This window comes from Pseudomonas sp. PSB18 (assembly GCF_014596565.1).
In the GTDB taxonomy this organism is placed as follows: domain Bacteria; phylum Pseudomonadota; class Gammaproteobacteria; order Pseudomonadales; family Pseudomonadaceae; genus Aquipseudomonas.
The window spans coordinates 210,985-228,462 of record NZ_NOIN01000006.1 but is presented as its reverse complement, the minus strand read 5'-3'; the positions used below and the strand labels follow the sequence as shown (position 1 = coordinate 228,462).

The window sequence follows — 17,478 nt, the reverse complement described above, 5'->3', positions numbered from 1 at the left end:
CACCGCTATCGCGAGCAGGCTCGCTCCCACAGGTTTTATCAGGCGAGCTTGCTGTGTTCCTCTGGATTTTTGGCGTGTTAACTGATGAAAACCATTGCAATGGTGCTGTTCCCGGATTTTCTGCTACTCGACATGGCCGGGCCGATGGAGGTGTTTTCCATCGCCAACCGCTATCTTGAGCCGGATCAACGCTATCAATTGCTGACTCTGGGCACTGAGCGCGGCCCATTGCGGGCGTCCAACGGTGTGGCGGTAGAAGCCGACATGCATATCGACCAGGCCTGGGCGGCCTATGATGTACTGCTGGTGCCGGGCGGGCCGGGGGCCTACAACGATCGGCATCCGGGGTTGCACATCTGGCTGCGGGCCGCGACGCAACGGGCCAAGCGCTACGGCTCCATTTGCACTGGGGCCTTTGTGCTGGGTGAGGCGGGATTGCTCGACGACTACCGCGTCACCACGCACTGGCATTACACCGAACGCCTGATCCGGCGTTTCCCCAAGGCATTGGTGGAAACCGACAAGATCTTCCTGCAGGACCGGCGCCTGTTCACCTCCGGCGGCGTCACCGCCGGCATCGACCTGGCATTGGCCATCGTCGCCCAGGACCATGGCCGCAAAGTCGCGCTGGATGTGGCCAAGGTACTGCTGGTGGTCATGAAGCGGCAAGGCGGGCAAGCCCAGTTCAGCCCCCTGGTGGCGGCGGTGGCGTCTCAGGAGTCGGCCATCACCCGGGTGCAGCATTATGTGATGGAACACCTGGAAGAGCCGTTCACCGTCGAGCGCATGGCGACGCTGGCCTCCATGAGCCCGCGGCATTTCGCCCGGATGTTCGCCCGCGAAGTGACGATGACGCCGATGGAGTTCCTGCAAGGAGCCCGTATCGACCGGGCCCGTCAGTTGCTGGAAAGCACGGACTTGCCCCTCAAGACCGTGGCGTTTCGCAGTGGGTTCGGCAGCGTCCGGCACATGCGTTCCCTGTTCAGCGAAAAGCTCGGCCTGACCCCCGTACAGTATCGCCAGCAGTTCAGTTGAGCCTCCGGTGTCCGTCCAGGGCACCGTGATGTCCGTCATGCACCCTGTGCCAGCATTGTTCTCCGGTCGTGGGCTGCCAAGATAACGGCGAACCCTCTGGAAAGGATGCAAGAGAGCCGAGGCAGACGCGTCCGATGACCGCGACGCCATGCCCACACCGGCTTTTTGGCACTGGATCACCATGAACAGTTTCGTCAAACCCGATACCGAACCGACGGTGGGCTTCGGTCCGTTTGCCTTCTACCGGCAGCAGCGGCTGGTCACCCGAGACGGCGAACCGCTCACCTTGGGCGGGCGGGCGCTGGACGTTCTCCAGGTGCTGGTGGATCACGCCGGCAGCTATATCAGCAAGCAAGCGCTCATCGCCGGGGTCTGGCCGGACAGTGTGGTGGAAGACATCAACCTGCGGGTGCACATTGCCGCGCTGCGTCGGGCGTTCGGTGACGGGCGGGACGGGTGCCGGTACATCCTCAACGATCCGCGGCGGGGCTATTGCTTTGCCGCGCCGCTGGCTTCGTCCATACGTGAAAAGCACAATCTGCCTGCACGGCTGAGCCCGGTGATCGGCCGCGATAAAGTGCTGGGCCGGTTGCTGGTCGAGGTGCCACGCCAGGGCCTGACCACCGTGACCGGCCCAGGCGGCGTTGGCAAGTCCACCGTGGTACTGCGGGTCGCGGAACTGTTGTTGGAACACTTTGACGACGGTGCGTGGTTCGTCGACCTGGCGGCTATCACCGAGCCTTGCCAGGTGCGGGCACGGATTGCCTGCACGCTGGGCCTGGAACCCGAGACCCTGATCGGGGGACTCGAACGTCGCCGGATACTGCTGGTGCTCGATGGCTGCGAACACCTGCTGGAGGCCTGTCGTGAGTTGGCCTTGGCGCTGCGGGCGTCGGCACCGGGCGTGTCGCTGTTGTTGAGCAGTCGCGAGCCGCTGCACCTCACCGATGAACACGTCGTGCAACTGCCAGGCCTGACGGTGGCATCGCCCCTTGAGCCCGAACATCAACTACTGGCGTGTCCTGCGGTACAGTTGCTGGTGGACCGGGTCGGTGCCCGGCAGCAAGGTTTCAAAGCCAGCGACCGTGACTTGGTCGCGATTGCGCAGATCTGCCAACGCCTGGACGGTTTGCCGCTGGCCCTGGAGCTGGCGGCGGCCCAGGTCTGTGCCTTGGGCGTGGCAGGCGTGCTGGAGCAACTGGACTTCGGACTGTCACTCCTGAGCTTTGGCCGGCGCACGGCCGTGCCCCGTCACCGGAGCCTGGAGGCCTTGTTGGACTGGAGTTTCGAGCGCTTGAGTGCCCCGGAGCAGGTGGTGTTCCAGCGCCTCTCGGTGTTCGACCGGCCTTTTACTGTCAAGGCGGCCATTGCCGTGATCAGTTGTCCGGAGCTGGGTGTCGGGCAGTTGCCCTGGCTGCTGTCTAGGTTGGCCCAGCAGTCGCTATTGGGCGTCGAACAATGCGCCAGTGGATTGCGTTTCCACTGGCTCCACACCACGCGTGCCTATGCTCAGGAAAAACTGCGGCGCAGTGGCCAAGGGCATTTGTATCAGCGGCGTTATGGGCTGCAGGACGCTTGGGAGCCTGTCCATTCAAGCCCCGCACTGTCCAGACAAGCTGTGGAGCAGCGCGTTGGCCTCCACTAGGTCCGGGGTATCGAAGCCTTCGGTGAAACGTCGATAGACCGGCCCGAGCAATGCTTGCGCGGCCTGTTCCCGGCCCTGGCGTTGCCAGAGTCGCGCCAGGGTCATGGCGCTGCGCAGCTCCCAGGCCAGGGCACCCTGGCTGCGGGCCACGTCCAGGGCGGTCACCAGTTGTTCCTCGGCGCTGTCGTCAAGGGCGGGTTCGTTGCGTGCCAGCAAGGCTTGCGCCTCGGCCCGCAGGATTTCGGCCGTGCACCAGCCCGCGGCACCGCTGCGGGCGCGATCGAGTTGCTCGGCGCTGAGCCGGTCGGCACGCAGGGTCACGACGATGTCCTGGATCAGTCCGCTGACCGGATTCGCCTCGAGGGGGGCGTCATTGAACGCACCGTCGTAGTGGCAGGCCCAGTCATGAAACAGCAGTACCGAATGTTTGTTGGCCTGGTATCGCAACAGATCGAGCCTTTCCCGCGCGACTGAATGATCGCCGTTGTAACGGGCGATCACGCAGCCGGCCAGCGCGAGGGTGTAGCAGATCGAGGTGCCGTGATTGATCTGCAAGGCAATCTGCAGGGCGAGATTGGCGGCCCGCCGGGCTTTTTCGGCAAAGCCTTGCAGCCAGAGTATGCGCGCCAGCGTGGTCAGCGACGCCACGCTCTGGTCGTATTGCACGCCGAAACCATGGGTGAAGCGGCTGAGGTGACCACTCTGGGCCAGGCGCTGGATGACCTGCTCGGCATCTTGTCGGGCCGCGCCCTGGTCGCCGGCAAAGTGCAGCGCCAGCACCCGCAAGCGTTGGGCGCTCAAGGACAAGAGCGGGTCGCCCTGGGTGCCCAGCCGGTCGAAATCCTGGCTCTGTTCCAGTGCCTCTTGGTAATGTCCGCAACTGAGATTGACCGCCATGTGCCCAGACACGGCCCGGAGCTCGCCGGCGCGGTTCTGGCATTGTTGCGCCAGTCGTCGGGCGGTGACGAAGGCGCGGATCGTGGCCGGCGTGCCGCCCTCGGTGTGGTAGTTGAAGCTGGCGTGGGCCAACTCCAGGGCGAGGCTCAGCCTGGGGCAAGGCGACGGGGTGGCCCGCAGTAAGTGCAGCGCCTTGTTGACGTAAAGCCCATGCTCCTTGAGCAATGACAGCTCCTGCCAGAGGGGTAGGGTGCTCGCGGTCAAGCGGATTGCCACTTGATGGGAACCGTGCGGGCCCAAACCCCGGTCGAGGGCGGCGCGGATGTCATCGCGATAAGTGGCGTAGCGCTCGATCCACACTGGCGTGGCGGTGTTTTCCCAATCCTGCTCGGCTTGTTCCATCAGGGCCAGGCAGCGCTCGGCATGGCGTTCCTGGCTGTCTGCCAGTTCACCGGCTTCGGCCAGTTTCTCCAGGGCATAGCTGCGGGTGGTGTCCAGCAGGCGATAGCGCACCTCCTCATCGCCGACTTCGACGTTGAGCAGGGATTTGGCCACCAGCTGACTGATCGACACCAGCACCTGGTCGGGCGCGACATGCGGACCGATGATCACCGCGGCGGCCGACGTCAGGTTGAAACTGCCCATGAACATCGACAACCGTCGCAGGCAGACCTGTTCGCACACGGTGAGCAGTGCGAAGCTCCAATCCAGCGTGGCGCGCAGGGTTTGCTGGCGCGGCGCAACGTCGCTGTCGTTGTGGAGCTGGGTGACGCTGCCTTGCAGTTGCCGGTGAAGCGCCTCCAGCCCGAAGCGGCCCACTTGCGCGGCGGCCAGTTCGATGGCCAGGGGAATCCCGTCCAGTCGCTGGCAGATGTCCGCCACCAAGGGCACCTCGCGGTCGGTCAGCTCGAAGTCTTCCTGGCTGGCCATCGCCCGCTCGGCGAACAGTTGCAGGGCCGGGTATTCGAGAGCCGGGTAGCCTTCGAAGGGGGTCTCCCGGGGTGGGCAGGCCAGGGCGTCGAGGCGCTGCACGTGTTCGCCTTCGGCTCGCAGGCCTTCGCGGCTGGTCGCCAGGATATGCAGGTGCGGGGCACCGCGCAGGAGGGTTTCGCAGAACTGGGCGATGGTGTCGATCAGATGTTCGCAATTATCGATCACCAGCAACAGATGCCGGTCCTTGAGCTGTCGCGCGATGGTCGCCAGCGGATCGCTGTCCGGCTGTGGCAAATCCAGCAGCGCGCACAGCTCCGGCACGATCGAGGCCGGATCGTTGAGTAATGACAAGTCCAGCAGATAAGTGCCATCGCGGTACTGATCGATCAGCCGCTCGGCGACCCGCAGGGCCACGGTGGTCTTGCCGATGCCACCGGTCCCGACCAGGGTGATGAAGCGTTTGCGCGGCAGGTGGGTTACCAGGCTTTCCACTACCGCTTGGCGTCCGATCATCCGGTTACGCCGCGGCGGCAGGTTGTGGGCCAGTGACGCAGGCGGAATATCCGCCATGGGGGCGAGAGGCTCGGTCGACACCGGTGCGACAAAACTGTAGCCGCGTTGCGCCACGGTAACGATGTAGCGCTGCCCGGCCTGACCATCCCCCAGCGCCTTGCGCAGTGCCGCGACATGCACCCGCAGGTTGGTGTCTTCCACGACACTCCTGGGCCAGACACGGGCGATCAGTTGTTGTTTGCTCACCACCTCGCCGGCGTGCTCGAGCAGCACCAGCAGGATCTCCACCGCCCGCCGCCCCAGGCGTAGCGGCTGTCCGCCCTCCAGCACCAGGCGCTGACGAGGATGGACGTGGTAAGGGCCGAAATGCACGGTCTGTTCGACGGGCAGGGCGCTGGGGTGGCTCATTGTGTACTCAATGTCAGATCTGGTGCAGAAGGCATATCCGAGTATGTTCCTCAGGTTTGCTGACAAGTGCAACGGTCCAGAGCCGACCGGTGCAGTCTTCCTGCCTTGCCGCTCCAGGACAGCAATGGAGAATCCACAAAAAACACCACAGTCCTGCCCTCAATCAAAAAAATTAACAACGTTTAACTCACGCATATACCCCCTCTGACCGGACCATGGAGACCTCCACCCCTCTCAAGGAAGTCATGTCATGAGCACTTTCATCACCCGCGACGGCACCGAGATCTACTACAAGGATTGGGGCAGTGGTCAGCCGGTTGTCTTCAGTCATGGCTGGCCGTTGAACTCGGACAGTTGGGAGGCGCAGATGATGTTCCTGGCGTCCAACGGTTATCGGGTGATCGCCCACGACCGCCGTGGGCATGGGCGCTCCAGCCAGCCTTGGGACGGCAACGACATGAACACCTACGCCGATGACCTGGCCGAGCTGATCGAGCGGCTGGACCTGAAGGACGCCGTGTTGCTCGGCTTCTCGACCGGCGGTGGTGAGGTGGCACGCTATATCGGCCGTCATGGCGCCGCTCGCGTCGCCAAGCTCGGGCTGATCTCGGCGGTAACGCCACTGATGCTCAGGACTCCGGCCAACCCGGGCGGCCTGCCCATCGAAGTGTTCGACGGTTTCCGCCAGGCCTCCCTGGTCGACCGTTCTCAGCTATACAAGGATGTGGCCAGCGCGTTTTTCGGCGCCAACCGTCCGGGTGCCAAGGTGTCCCAAGGCATGATCGACTGGTTCTGGATGCAAGGCATGCTCGCCGGCCACAAGAACACGTACGACTGCATCAAGGCGTTCTCGGAGACCGATCTTTCCGAAGACCTGCGCAACATCGACGTGCCGACCCTCGTGGTCCATGGCGATGACGACCAGGTGGTCCCCATCGAAGCCGCCGGCATCGCAGCCGCCAAGCTGCTCAAGCACTCGCAACTGCTGGTCTACCCCGGCGCGCCCCACGGCCTGACCGATACCCACAAGGATCGACTGAATGCGGATCTGCTGGCATTCATCCGAGGCTGATCGAGCATAGAACCTGTGGGAGCGAGCCTGCTCGCGATAGCGGTGGGTCAGCTTGTGACGATGTCGGATGTGCCGACGCTTCGCGAGCAGGCTCGCTCCCACAGGATCGGTAATCCACAGGACCCTAATCGATGAATCGCAACGATTTACGCCGTCTCGACATGAACCTGCTGGTGATCTTTGAGGCGTTGATGTTCGAGAAGAACCTGACCCGCGTCGCTGAAAAGCTGTTCATGGGCCAGCCTGCCGTGAGCGCGGCGCTGGGACGGCTGCGGGATCTGTTCGATGATCCGCTGCTGATCCGCCACGGTCGCGGCATGGAGCCGACGCCGCGGGCGATGGCGATCCTGCGTGAGCTGCAACCGGCCATGGACACGATTTCCGGCGCGGTCAGCCGGGCCAAGGCGTTCGATCCGTCCACCAGTTGCGACGTGTTTCGTATCGGTTTGTCGGACGACGCCGAGTTCGGCCTGTTTCCGCCCTTGCTGAGCCAACTGCGTGAAGAAGCGCCGGGCATCATCGTGGTGGTACGCCGGGCCAATTACCTGCTGATGTCGTCGTTGCTGGGCAGCGGGGAAATCAGCGTCGGGGTCAGCTACACCACCGATCTGCCGGCCAACGCCAAGCGCAAGAAACTGCGGGACATTCCCTGCAAGGTCTTGCGCGGCGACAAGCGTCCGGGCCCGCTGACCCTGGACGAGTACTGCGCGCGCCCCCATGCCATGGTGTCGTTCTCGGGTGACCTGAGCGGCAACATCGACCTGGACCTGGCGCGTATTGGCCGGACCCGCAAAGTGGTGCTGGGGGTCCCGCAGTTCAGTGGCTTGCGGGCGTTGTTGGCCGGCACCGAGCTGATCGCCACCGTGCCCGACTACGCAGCCTGCGCGCTGGTGGAAGGCTGCGCGTTGCGGGCCGAGGATCCGCCGTTCGAGATCAACGCGGCCGAGTTGTCGATGGTCTGGAGTGGCGTGCATGACAACGACCCGGCCGAGCGCTGGCTGCGCTCGCGCATTGCCACCCACATGTCCCAATCATTGCCGGCCGCTGCCTATGCGGACCCGGACGGAGCACACCGATGAACGTCACCGACGAACGTACCCTGCAGGACTGGGGACTGCTGTTCCTTCGCCTCAGTGGCGCGTTGTTTCTGCTATGGGTCCACGGACTGCCGAAGTGGCTGCACTACAGCGACGAGCTGACCCGGATCGAAGACCCGTTTCACCTGGGGGCGAGCCTTACCCTGATGCTGGCGATCTTTGCCGAAGTGCTGTGCCCGTTGCTGATCGCAGCCGGTGTCCTGGTGCGCCTCGCGTGCCTGCCCATCCTGTTCCTGTTGGCGGTTGCGCTGTGGGTGGTCCACCCGCAATGGAGCCTCGAAGAAGGGCAGTTCGGCTGGCTGCTGCTGATCATCTTTACCAGCGTGTTCATCGCCGGGCCGGGTCGCCTGGCACTGAATGCGCGTTTTACCGGAGTGTTACGCCATGTCTGAATCTCAAGTTGTCGAGCCCACAACGGGCACTGCCACACCTGGCTTCGATGAAATCGTGACCCTGATCGTCAAGCACCGGGTCAAGGCCGGCCAGGACGCGGCCTATGAGGCCTGGTTGCGCCGCATCGTGACCGTGGCCGGTAGTTGGCCGGGACACCTGGGCGTCGATGTCGTGCGGGGCAAGCAGGGCGGGTTGTCGCTGTTCACTTGCGTGCTGCGTTTCTGTTCCACCGAGGCCATGCAGCGCTGGCTCGATTCGCCCGAGCGCCGCGAGCTGGTGGAAGAGGCCACGCCGTTGCTGGCCGACGGTGACCAGACCGAGGTCGCCTCCCACAAGGAGTTCTGGTTCGCCCCGCTGGCCGACGCCTCCACGCCGCCACCGCGCTGGAAGCAGGCCGTGGTGACGCTGTTGGTCATCCTGCCGCACACCTTGCTGGTGCCGCTGATCTGGGGCCCCGTGCTGCAACTCAACGCATTTCTCTCCAACTACGTCGTTGCCACGTTCCTGATCACCGTGACCATCGTGCTCTCGGTCTGTTACGTGTGCATGCCGTTGGCGACCCGTCTGTTCGCACCCTGGCTGCAAGCCTCGACAGCGCACGAGCATTTGGAACCATGAGCCTGTCGAGCCGTTGTGCCTAGCCACAACAAGCTCCCTGGTCACACATTTTTTGATAGTTGAAGGAGAACCCTATGAACGCCGATCTGATTCTGTTCAATGGCCAGTTCCACACCGTCGACCGGGAAAAGCCCCGGGCCAGCGCCGTGGCCATCAGCCAGGGCAAGTTCGTTGTCGTGGGCACCGACGCCGAGGCCATGGCCCTGCGTGGCGGCGGTACCCAGGTCATCGACCTCAAGGGCCGCACCGTCATCCCCGGGCTTAACGACTCGCACCTGCACCTGATTCGCGGCGGCCTGAACTACAACCTCGAACTGCGTTGGGAAGGCGTGCCGTCCCTGGCCGATGCCCTGCGCATGCTCAAGGACCAGGCCGACCGTACGCCGACGCCGCAATGGGTACGTGTGGTGGGCGGCTGGAACGAATTCCAGTTCGCCGAAAAGCGCATGCCAACCTTGGAAGAACTCAACCAGGCCGCCCCCGATACACCGGTGTTCGTGTTGCACCTGTATGACCGCGCCTTGCTCAACCGCGCCGCGCTGCGGGTGGCCGGTTACACCCGTGACACGCCGAACCCACCGGGCGGCGAGATCGTGCGCGACAGCAAGGGCGAACCCACCGGCATGCTGGTGGCGCGTCCCAACGCGATGATCCTCTACTCCACGTTGGCCAAGGGGCCGAAGTTGCCGCTGGAGTACCAGGTCAACTCCACTCGCCAGTTCATGCGTGAACTCAACCGCCTGGGGCTGACCAGTGCCATCGACGCGGGCGGTGGTTTCCAGAATTACCCCGACGACTACGCGGTGATCGAGCAGTTGGCCCGGGAAGAACAGTTGACGGTGCGCATCGCCTACAACCTGTTCACCCAGAAGCCCAAGGAAGAGCTCAGCGACTTCAAGAACTGGACCGGCAGCGTCAAGCTGCACCAGGGCGATGATTTCCTGCGGCACAACGGCGCCGGTGAAATGCTGGTGTTCTCGGCGGCGGATTTCGAAGACTTCCTCGAGCCGCGTCCGGACCTGCCGCCCGGCATGGAGCAGGACCTGGAGCCGGTGGTCCGGCACCTGGTGGAGCAGCGCTGGCCGTTCCGCCTGCATGCCACCTACAACGAGTCCATCAGCCGCATGCTCGACGTGTTCGAGAAGGTCAACCGCGACATCCCGTTCAACGGCTTGCCATGGTTCTTCGACCACGCCGAAACCATCACCCCGCAAAACATCGAACGGGTCCGCGCACTGGGCGGCGGTATTGCCATCCAGGACCGCATGGCCTTCCAGGGCGAGTACTTTGTCGACCGCTACGGCGCCAAGGCCGCCGAGGCGACGCCGCCGATCAAGCGCATGCTGGCCGAAGGCGTGCCGGTGGGTGCCGGCACCGACGCCACCCGAGTATCGAGCTACAACCCTTGGACCTCGCTGTACTGGATGGTCAGCGGTCGCACGGTCGGTGGTCTGGCGCTGCACGAAGAAGGCCTGCCGCGCTTGACCGCGCTGGAGCTGTTCACCCATGGCAGTGCCTGGTTCTCCTCGGAGCAAGGCAAGAAGGGCCAGATCAAGGTCGGCCAACTGGCGGACCTGGCGGCGCTGAGCGCCGACTTCTTCAGCGTCGAGGAAGAAGCCATCAAGTGGATCGAGTCCGTGCTGACGGTGGTCGACGGCAAGGTGGTGTACGCCGCCGGCGACTTCGAAAAACTCGGCCCTGCCAGTGTCCCGGTACTGCCGGACTGGTCGCCGGTGGTCAAGGTGCCAGGTCACTGGCGCCCGACCTCGCCGTTGCAGGCCCAGGTTCACCAGTGCAGCGGTCCTTGCACGGTGCATTCCCATAGCCATGAGCGGGCGCGGCTGTCGAACGTCCCGGTCAGCGATTTCCAAGGTTTCTGGGGCGCGTTCGGCTGTTCCTGCTTCGCGTTCTGACCGACATCAACATCCCCCCTGTGGGAGCGAGCCTGCTCGCGAAGAAGTCGGCGCATCCGACACTTTCGCAACAGGCACACCGCTTCGCGAGCAGGCTCGCTCCCACAGGATTTGTAACAACCATGCATAAGGAGTCATCCCATGAGCAACGCCCCTGTCTACAACCGCCTGAACAAAGATGATGCAGTCGTCCTGCTGGTCGATCACCAGACCGGCCTGATCTCCCTGGTCCAGGACTTCTCGCCCAACGAGTTCAAGAACAACGTGCTGGCCCTGGCCGACCTGGCGAAGTTCTTCGGTCTGCCGACCATCCTGACCACCAGCTTCGAAAAAGGCCCTAACGGCCCGCTCGTGCCGGAGCTCAAGGAAATGTTCCCGGACGCGCCGTACATCCCGCGTCCAGGCCAGATCAATGCCTGGGACAACGAAGACTTCGTCAAGGCGATCAAGGCCACCGGCCGCAAGCAACTGATCATCGCTGGCGTGGTGACCGATGTCTGCGTGGCGTTCCCGACCTTGTCGGCGCTGGCCGAAGGTTTCGACGTGTTCGTCGTCACCGACGCCTCGGGCACCTTCAACGAAACCGTGCAGCAGGCCTCCTGGGCTCGCATGACCGCTGCCGGCGCACAGCTGATGAACTGGTTCTCGGTGGCTTGCGAACTGCATCGCGACTGGCGCAACGACATTGAAGGCCTGGGCAACCTGCTGTCCCAGCGCATTCCGAACTACCGCAACCTGATGAACAGCTACGCGGCGCTGACTGCCAAGTAAGCTTCAGTGGTTGTTGCTGGACGACGCCCGCCTTGTGCGGGCGTTTTGGTTTTTGGTCGACTGACAGGCCGCCATCGCGAGCAGGCTCGCTCCCACATGGGTTTTGTGGTGGACATGCCTCTTGAGAACGCCCGAATCCCCTGTGGGAGCGAGCCTGCTCGCGATGGCGTCAGTCCATCCAATCCTTTCCAATCTGTCCCACTCCGACCACAATGCTCAACTGAACTCCCTCACTGTCCACCCCTGGAGTGACAATGAACCCCTTCGAAGAAATGCGCATTTTTGCCCAGGTCATGGAGTCGGGCAGCTTCACGGCGGCGGCGGACAAGTTGGGATTGTCCAAGCAATTCGTCAGCCGCAAGCTCATGGAGCTGGAACAGCGGCTGGGGGTACGCCTGCTCAACCGCTCGACGCGGCGTCTGGATGTCACCCCGTTGGGCCAGCGCTATTACGAGGCCGCCCTGCGCCTGCTCAGCGAGATCGAACAGGTGGAACTGGGCATCAGCGGACAGACCAGCGAGCCTCGGGGCACCCTTCGACTCAGCGCGCCGCTGTCCTTTGCCGTGGCGCACCTGGGCTGTCTGCTGCCGTTGTTCTTGCAGCGTTATCCGCAGGTCAGCGTCGAAGTGGACCTGAGTGACCGCTCGGTGGATTTGCTGGGGGAGGGTTACGACCTGGCGCTACGAATCGGCGTGCTGGAGGATTCGACCTTGATTGCCCGCCGCATCGCGAGCATCGATCGGGTCTACTGCGCCAGCCCGTCCTACCTGGCGCAACGCGGCACACCCTCGCGCCCCGAGGACCTGCGCAACCATGACTGCCTGCCCTATGGTCACAGCCGTCAGGTGCAGTGGCGTTTCGGAGGAGGGGGGAAACCGCTGGTGTTGGAGGTCGCTGGACGCATGCGCGCCAACAACGGTGATCTACTCCGGGATGCGGCCATCGCCGGCATGGGCATTACCTATCTCCCTACCTTCATCCTCGGCGATGCGCTGAAGGATGGACGGTTGGTCAAGGTACTGGAGGGCTTCGAAACCGAGCCGCTGGCGCTGTCGGCGGTCTACCCGCAACATCGCCAGAGTTCGCGCCCGGTGCAGGCGCTGGTGGAATTTCTACGGGAACATATGCAGTAGCTGAGTTTTCAACCGTCCCAGGACGGCTGAAAACTCAGCCAGGCCCGATCAGGCGGCCATATTGGCGCTGCCCAGTTCCTTCTTGTACTGCGCCTTCATGGTTTCCATCTGTTCACCCAAGGCATCCAGCTTGGCTTTGCCCAGCAGTTTCTTGGCTTGCGGGAACATCTCTTTCTCTTCTTCTTCGATATGGTGCTCAAGCAGTTCCTTGACCACTTTCACCCGGCCGGCAAATTCCGGTTGAGAAGGATCGGTGGCCTTCAGGTCCGGCAGCACCAGCGAATCGACTGTGCGATGTTCTTCCTTGGCCTCGTAGTACATTTCAGCCTCGTCCTTGCCCCCCGCTTGCTTGAAGGCCGGGTACAGGATCTCTTCTTCCAGTCGGGTATGAATGGTGACTTCCATTTCCAGCTTCGCCAACAGGTCAGTACGTTTCTTGACGCCGCGTTCGGTGGATTCGCTCAGTTGAGCCAGAATACCTTTGACGCGTTCATGGTCAGCTTTCAACAGATCGATGGCGTTCATATACAGCTCCTCGGCAATTCACGGTTACGAGCCGGCTTCAAGCGCCGACGTCGCGTTAACCAAGGATTGCATCGGCCGTGCCAGCCAGGTGGCTTTGTAAAACCCTTTAAAAACAATTGGTTGGGATGATCGCCGTTTTTATCATCGTGCAGGCTGCATGAAGAGGGGCCAAATTGCCTTGCACTTTGCGCTGCCCTGACCAAGAACCCCCTTGTGGGAGCGAGCCTGCTCGCGATAGCGGTCGTTCAGCCAATGATGATGTCGACTGGCCTGGCCCCATCGCGAGCAGGCTCGCTCCCACAGAGGATTTGCAGTTCAGTCATCGAGCAATTGCCGCACCTGCCCGGCAATCGCCAGGCAAGCGGTCAGCCCCGGCGATTCGATGCCGAACAGGTTGATCAGCCCCGGCACCTGGTGCTCGGCGGCGCTGCTGATGAGGAAGTCGCGGGCGGGATCGCCGGGGGCGGAGATCTTTGGGCGGATGCCGCTGTAGGCCGGTTGCAGGCTGTGGTCGGGCAGGTCGGGCCAGTAAGTGCGAATCGCCGGGTAGAAGGTTTCGGCGCGCGCCGGATCGACCCGGTAGTCCTCGTGTTCTAGCCATTCGATATCAGGACCGAAACGGGCCTGGCCCGCCAGGTCCAGGGTCATGTGGATGCCCAGCCCGGCGGCTTCCGGGGCCGGGTAGACCAGATGCCGGAAAGGCGCACGTCCGGCCAGGCTGAAGTAGTTGCCCTTGCACAAATAGTCAGGGGGCACTGTTTGCGCCAGCAGGCCCTCCATGCGACGGGCGAGGGCGGGCGCCTGGAGGCCGGCGGCGTTGATCAATCGACGGCAGGACAGGTTCATCTGGGCGGTGCCACCCAATTCCAGCAGGAAGTGTCCGGCGCCGATGCGAACCCCCAGCAACGGCGTGTGGAAGGCCAGGTTCGCGCCGGCCGCTTCGGCATCGCCTTGCAAGGCCAGCATCAATGCATGGGAATCGACAATGCCCGTGGAAGGCGAATACAACGCGGCGACACACGCCAGCGCCGGTTCCAGGGCCAACGCCTGCTCCCGATCAAGCAGGCGCAGGTCGTCCACACCGTTCATCAAGCCGCGTTCCAGCAACACCTGGAGTCCGGCCACCTGCGCCGGGTCCTTGGCGACGATCAGCTTGCCGAGCCGACGAGTCATCACGCCGTGGCTTTCGCAATAGGCGTACAGCCGGTGCCGACCTTCGACGCACAACCGGGCCTTGAGGCTGCCCGGTGGGTAGTAGATGCCGGCATGGATGACTTCGGAATTGCGCGAGCTGGTGCCCATGCCGATGGCGCCGCCGGCTTCGATCAGCAGCACCTCATGGCCGGCCTGGGCCAGCTCCCGGGCCACGGCCAGACCGACGACCCCCGCGCCCACCACCACGCATTCGATATCGACGTTCAACCGCATTTCTCCTTCAGGGGCTGCGTGACGTTGCAGGGTAGCCCTGCCTGGGAGTCAGGTGAAGACGATGCCTCTGGAAAAAGAGCTGTGTTAAAAAATGTTAGATTGAAAAAATACTTCACAAGATCTGTTCATTGGTGGATGATCGAAACCAACCTGTAGGACAAAGCTTGCTACAAGACCCACCAGAACGGTTTGCTGTCTCTCCCGGAGTGCCTCATGAATAACAAGAATGTCGGTGTGATCGGTCTCGGCGCGATGGGCCTGGGCATTGCCCACTCGTTGCTGCGCGCAGGCTTCAATGTGCATGCCTGTGATGTGCGTGCCGCCGTCACCGAACAATTTGCCGGCGAGGGCGGGGTGGCCTGTGCGTCGCCTGCCGACATGGCGGCTCACTGCGATGTGATCATCACCGTGGTGGTGAACGCCGAGCAGACCGACACCGTGTTGTTTGGCGAGAACGGTGCCGTGCAAGCCTTGCGCGAGGGCAGCCTGGTCATCGGGTGCGCCACCGTGGCGCCGACCTTTGCCGTGGAACTGGGCCAGCGCCTGGCGCAGACCGGCCTGCTGTACCTCGACGCGCCGATCTCCGGCGGTGCGGCCAAGGCCGCGGCTGGCGAGATGACCATGATGACGTCGGGCCCGGCCCCGGCCTACGCCAAGGCCGAAGCGGTCCTGGCGGGCATGGCGGGCAAGGTCTATCGCCTGGGCGATGTCCATGGCTTGGGCTCCAAAGTCAAAATCATCAATCAATTGCTGGCCGGCGTACACATCGCCGCCTCGGCCGAAGCCATGGCCCTGGGGCTGCGCGAAGGCGTGGATGCCGATGCGTTGTATGAAGTGATCACCCACAGCGCCGGCAACTCCTGGATGTTCGAAAACCGCGTGCCGCACATCCTCAAGGCTGACTACACGCCCCTGTCGGCGGTGGATATCTTCGTCAAGGATCTGGGCCTGGTGCTCGATACCGCCCGCGCCAGCAAATTCCCGTTGCCGCTGTCGGCCACCGCGCACCAGATGTTCATGCAGGCTTCCAGCGCCGGTTTCGGTCGGGAGGATGATTCGGCGGTGATCAAGATTTTCCCGGGCATCGACCTGCCGACCGCCAAGCCCGATTCGATCTGAGGAGCCGCCATGACCCCTTCCAACGCGCGCCCGCTGCTGGGCTGCATTGCCGACGATTTCACGGGTGCCACGGACTTGGCCAACATGCTGGTGCGCGGCGGCATGCGCACGGTGCAGAGCATCGGCATTCCCGGTACCGACGAAGCTGAAGGCCTGGCGGCCGATGCGATCGTGATTGCCCTCAAGTCGCGAACCCTGCCTGTGGCCGAGGCCATCGACGAATCCCTCGCGGCGCTGGCCTGGTTGCGTGAACGCGGCTGCCGGCAGATTTTCTTCAAATACTGCTCGACTTTCGATTCGACCGCCGCGGGCAATATCGGCCAGGTCAGCGAAGCCCTGCTCAAAGCCCTGGACAGTGATTTCACCTTGGCTTGCCCGGCGTTTCCGGAAAACGGCCGGACGATTTTCCGCGGCCACCTGTTCGTGCAGGACCAATTGCTGAACGAGTCGGGCATGCAACACCACCCGTTGACGCCGATGACCGACGCCAACCTGGTGCGTGTGCTGCAAGCCCAGACTTCCCTCGAGGTTGGCCTGTTGCGCTACGACAGCGTCGCCCAGGGCGTGGACGCCGTGCGGGCGAAGATGACCGAGTTGCGCGACCAGGGCGTCGGCATGGCCATCGCCGACGCATTGTCCGATGCGGACCTGTACACCCTCGGTGCGGCCTGTGCTGACTTGTCCTTGCTGACGGGCGGTTCCGGGCTGGCCCTGGGGCTGCCGGACAACTTCCGGCGAGCCGGCCGACTGAGGGATTTCGACGTGTCGACGCTGCCCCAGGTCCCTGGCGGTGAAGTGGTCTTGGCCGGCAGTGCGTCAATCGCCACCAATGGACAAGTGGCCGCCTGGCTCGAGGCTGGGCGGCCGGCCTTGCGCATCGATCCCGTGGCGCTGGCGGCCGGTGAGCCGGTGGTCGCCCGAGCGCTGGCGTTTGCCCGCGACGCGGCGGACACCGTGCTGATCTATGCCACTAACAGCGCCGATGAGGTCAAGGCCGTGCAACAACAGTTGGGCGCTGGGCGGGCCGGTGCGCTGGTGGAAAACGCCTTGGGCGAGATCGCCCGAGGTTTGCGCGAACAAGGTGTACGGCGTTTCGTGATTGCCGGTGGCGAAACTTCAGGCGCGGTGGTCAAGGCGCTGCAGGTGACGTTGCTGCAGATCGGCGCGCAGATCGATCCGGGTGTGCCTGCGACCCTCAGCAGCGGCGCAGAACCGCTGGCCCTGGCGCTCAAGTCGGGCAATTTCGGCGGTCGCGATTTCTTCGCCAAGGCCCTCGCGCAATTGGCCGGAGGCGCCCGATGAGCCCGGAAAGCGCCTTGCGCGAAGAGATCTGCGAAGTCGGCCTTAGCCTCTATCAGCGCGGCTACACCGTCGGCAGCGCCGGCAACATCAGCGCCCTGCTCGACGATGGCTGGCTGATCACGCCGACCGATGCCTGCCTGGGACGTCTCGATCCCGGGACCATCGCCAAGGTCAATGCCGCTGGCGATTGGGTGTCCGGGCACAAGCCGTCCAAGACCCTGGCGCTGCATCGCCAGGTCTACGACCGCAACCCGACGGTCGGGGGCGTGGTGCACACCCACTCCACTCATCTGGTGGCGCTGACCCTGGCCGGTGTCTGGCGGCCCGACGACATCTTGCCGCCGCTCACGCCTTATCAGGTGATGAAGGTCGGGCACATTCCATTGATCGGCTACCAGCGCCCCGGCTCGCCTGACGTGGCGGAGCAGGTGGCGCAACTGGCCAATCGGGTTCGCGGCGTGATGCTCGAACGCCTGGGCCCGGTGGTCTGGGAAAGTACGGTGTCCCGGGCCAGCTACGCCCTGGAAGAGTTGGAAGAGACCGCGCGGCTCTGGCTGATGAGCAATCCCAGGCCCGAGCCGCTCGATCAGGCGGCACTGGATGAGCTGCGCGCTATCTTCGGCGCCGATTGGTAAGGGATCCGCCACAAGAACCAAAGCCTTGCACAGCCAGTGGC

The 17,478-nt window shown here is 63.6% G+C and carries 15 protein-coding genes; 12 read left to right on the top strand and 3 right to left on the bottom strand.

The window, feature by feature from the left end; genetic code table 11:
• Window positions 1-84 precede the first annotated feature (84 nt).
• Window positions 85-1,035 carry a GlxA family transcriptional regulator gene (locus tag CGA22_RS16255; protein WP_041024346.1) on the top strand — a complete coding sequence of 317 codons (951 nt, stop codon included), beginning with the start codon at window positions 85-87 and terminating at the stop codon, window positions 1,033-1,035.
• 181 nt (window positions 1,036-1,216) lie between these two features.
• Entirely contained in the window at window positions 1,217-2,680 is a 1,464-nt protein-coding gene (locus CGA22_RS16250) for an ATP-binding protein (protein ID WP_041024345.1), read from the top strand.
• On the opposite strand, the gene CGA22_RS16245 is transcribed toward CGA22_RS16250, so the two are convergent.
• The gene (locus CGA22_RS16245) at window positions 2,627-5,431 is read right to left on the bottom strand and encodes an ATP-binding protein (protein WP_041024344.1); all 2,805 of its coding nucleotides are present in this window, start codon (window positions 5,429-5,431) and stop codon (window positions 2,627-2,629) included. The genes CGA22_RS16250 and CGA22_RS16245 overlap by 54 nt on opposite strands.
• 250 nt (window positions 5,432-5,681) lie before the next feature.
• Between CGA22_RS16245 and CGA22_RS16240 the strand changes: the two genes are divergently transcribed.
• The 7 genes from CGA22_RS16240 (at window position 5,682) to CGA22_RS16210 (ending at window position 12,428) form a co-directional block, all read left to right on the top strand.
• Window positions 5,682-6,503: an alpha/beta fold hydrolase gene (locus CGA22_RS16240; protein ID WP_041024343.1), complete on the top strand. Its 822-nt coding sequence runs from the start codon at window positions 5,682-5,684 to the stop codon at window positions 6,501-6,503.
• 131 nt (window positions 6,504-6,634) lie between these two features.
• Complete coding sequence (locus CGA22_RS16235; protein ID WP_041024342.1) at window positions 6,635-7,582, top strand: LysR substrate-binding domain-containing protein; 948 nt, start codon at window positions 6,635-6,637, stop codon at window positions 7,580-7,582.
• Window positions 7,579-7,992: a DoxX family protein gene (locus CGA22_RS16230; protein ID WP_041024341.1), complete on the top strand. Its 414-nt coding sequence runs from the start codon at window positions 7,579-7,581 to the stop codon at window positions 7,990-7,992. Before CGA22_RS16235 ends, CGA22_RS16230 begins: the two co-directional genes overlap by 4 nt.
• On the top strand, window positions 7,985-8,611 hold the full coding sequence (locus CGA22_RS16225) for an antibiotic biosynthesis monooxygenase (protein WP_041024340.1): 627 nt from the start codon (window positions 7,985-7,987) through the stop codon (window positions 8,609-8,611). The genes CGA22_RS16230 and CGA22_RS16225 overlap by 8 nt, the downstream gene beginning before the upstream one ends.
• A gap of 74 nt (window positions 8,612-8,685) precedes the next feature.
• The gene (locus CGA22_RS16220) at window positions 8,686-10,524 is read left to right on the top strand and encodes an amidohydrolase (RefSeq protein ID WP_041024339.1); all 1,839 of its coding nucleotides are present in this window, start codon (window positions 8,686-8,688) and stop codon (window positions 10,522-10,524) included.
• A gap of 141 nt (window positions 10,525-10,665) precedes the next feature.
• Complete coding sequence (gene ycaC / locus CGA22_RS16215) at window positions 10,666-11,295, top strand: isochorismate family cysteine hydrolase YcaC (RefSeq protein WP_041024338.1); 630 nt, start codon at window positions 10,666-10,668, stop codon at window positions 11,293-11,295.
• Between the two features lie 254 nt (window positions 11,296-11,549).
• The gene (locus CGA22_RS16210; protein WP_041024337.1) at window positions 11,550-12,428 is read left to right on the top strand and encodes a LysR family transcriptional regulator; all 879 of its coding nucleotides are present in this window, start codon (window positions 11,550-11,552) and stop codon (window positions 12,426-12,428) included.
• A gap of 48 nt (window positions 12,429-12,476) precedes the next feature.
• Here CGA22_RS16210 and CGA22_RS16205 read toward each other — a convergent pair whose 3' ends face one another.
• Window positions 12,477-12,953 carry a hemerythrin domain-containing protein gene (locus CGA22_RS16205; RefSeq protein WP_041024336.1) on the bottom strand — a complete coding sequence of 159 codons (477 nt, stop codon included), beginning with the start codon at window positions 12,951-12,953 and terminating at the stop codon, window positions 12,477-12,479.
• Between the two features lie 315 nt (window positions 12,954-13,268).
• A complete protein-coding gene (locus CGA22_RS16200; protein WP_041024382.1) occupies window positions 13,269-14,375 on the bottom strand; it encodes an NAD(P)/FAD-dependent oxidoreductase in 1,107 nt (368 codons plus the stop codon).
• A gap of 219 nt (window positions 14,376-14,594) precedes the next feature.
• On the opposite strand from CGA22_RS16200, the gene ltnD reads away from it, so the two are divergent.
• From ltnD to CGA22_RS16185, 3 genes are read left to right on the top strand one after another with little or no spacing between them, the layout of a single operon-like run.
• Window positions 14,595-15,500, top strand: a complete 906-nt coding sequence (gene ltnD / locus CGA22_RS16195) for an L-threonate dehydrogenase (protein WP_041024335.1) — start codon at window positions 14,595-14,597, stop codon at window positions 15,498-15,500.
• 9 nt (window positions 15,501-15,509) lie between these two features.
• The gene (otnK, locus tag CGA22_RS16190) at window positions 15,510-16,802 is read left to right on the top strand and encodes a 3-oxo-tetronate kinase (protein WP_041024334.1); all 1,293 of its coding nucleotides are present in this window, start codon (window positions 15,510-15,512) and stop codon (window positions 16,800-16,802) included.
• Complete coding sequence (locus tag CGA22_RS16185; protein WP_041024333.1) at window positions 16,799-17,437, top strand: aldolase; 639 nt, start codon at window positions 16,799-16,801, stop codon at window positions 17,435-17,437. Before otnK ends, CGA22_RS16185 begins: the two co-directional genes overlap by 4 nt.
• Window positions 17,438-17,478: the final 41 nt, after the last annotated feature.

Bases quoted from the DNA above. Each gene is read 5' to 3' on its own strand.
- otnK (WP_041024334.1), top strand. From the start codon at position 15,510: ATGACCCCTTCCAACGCGCGCCCGCTGCTGGGCTGCATTGCCGACGAT.
- CGA22_RS16185 (WP_041024333.1), top strand. From the start codon at position 16,799: ATGAGCCCGGAAAGCGCCTTGCGCGAAGAGATCTGCGAAGTCGGCCTT.
- CGA22_RS16210 (WP_041024337.1), top strand. From the start codon at position 11,550: ATGAACCCCTTCGAAGAAATGCGCATTTTTGCCCAGGTCATGGAGTCG.
- CGA22_RS16245 (WP_041024344.1), bottom strand. From the start codon at position 5,431: ATGAGCCACCCCAGCGCCCTGCCCGTCGAACAGACCGTGCATTTCGGC.
- CGA22_RS16250 (WP_041024345.1), top strand. From the start codon at position 1,217: ATGAACAGTTTCGTCAAACCCGATACCGAACCGACGGTGGGCTTCGGT.
- CGA22_RS16230 (WP_041024341.1), top strand. From the start codon at position 7,579: ATGAACGTCACCGACGAACGTACCCTGCAGGACTGGGGACTGCTGTTC.
- ltnD (WP_041024335.1), top strand. From the start codon at position 14,595: ATGAATAACAAGAATGTCGGTGTGATCGGTCTCGGCGCGATGGGCCTG.
- ycaC (WP_041024338.1), top strand. From the start codon at position 10,666: ATGAGCAACGCCCCTGTCTACAACCGCCTGAACAAAGATGATGCAGTC.
- CGA22_RS16220 (WP_041024339.1), top strand. From the start codon at position 8,686: ATGAACGCCGATCTGATTCTGTTCAATGGCCAGTTCCACACCGTCGAC.
- CGA22_RS16255 (WP_041024346.1), top strand. From the start codon at position 85: ATGAAAACCATTGCAATGGTGCTGTTCCCGGATTTTCTGCTACTCGAC.
- CGA22_RS16235 (WP_041024342.1), top strand. From the start codon at position 6,635: ATGAATCGCAACGATTTACGCCGTCTCGACATGAACCTGCTGGTGATC.
- CGA22_RS16240 (WP_041024343.1), top strand. From the start codon at position 5,682: ATGAGCACTTTCATCACCCGCGACGGCACCGAGATCTACTACAAGGAT.
- CGA22_RS16225 (WP_041024340.1), top strand. From the start codon at position 7,985: ATGTCTGAATCTCAAGTTGTCGAGCCCACAACGGGCACTGCCACACCT.
- CGA22_RS16205 (WP_041024336.1), bottom strand. From the start codon at position 12,953: ATGAACGCCATCGATCTGTTGAAAGCTGACCATGAACGCGTCAAAGGT.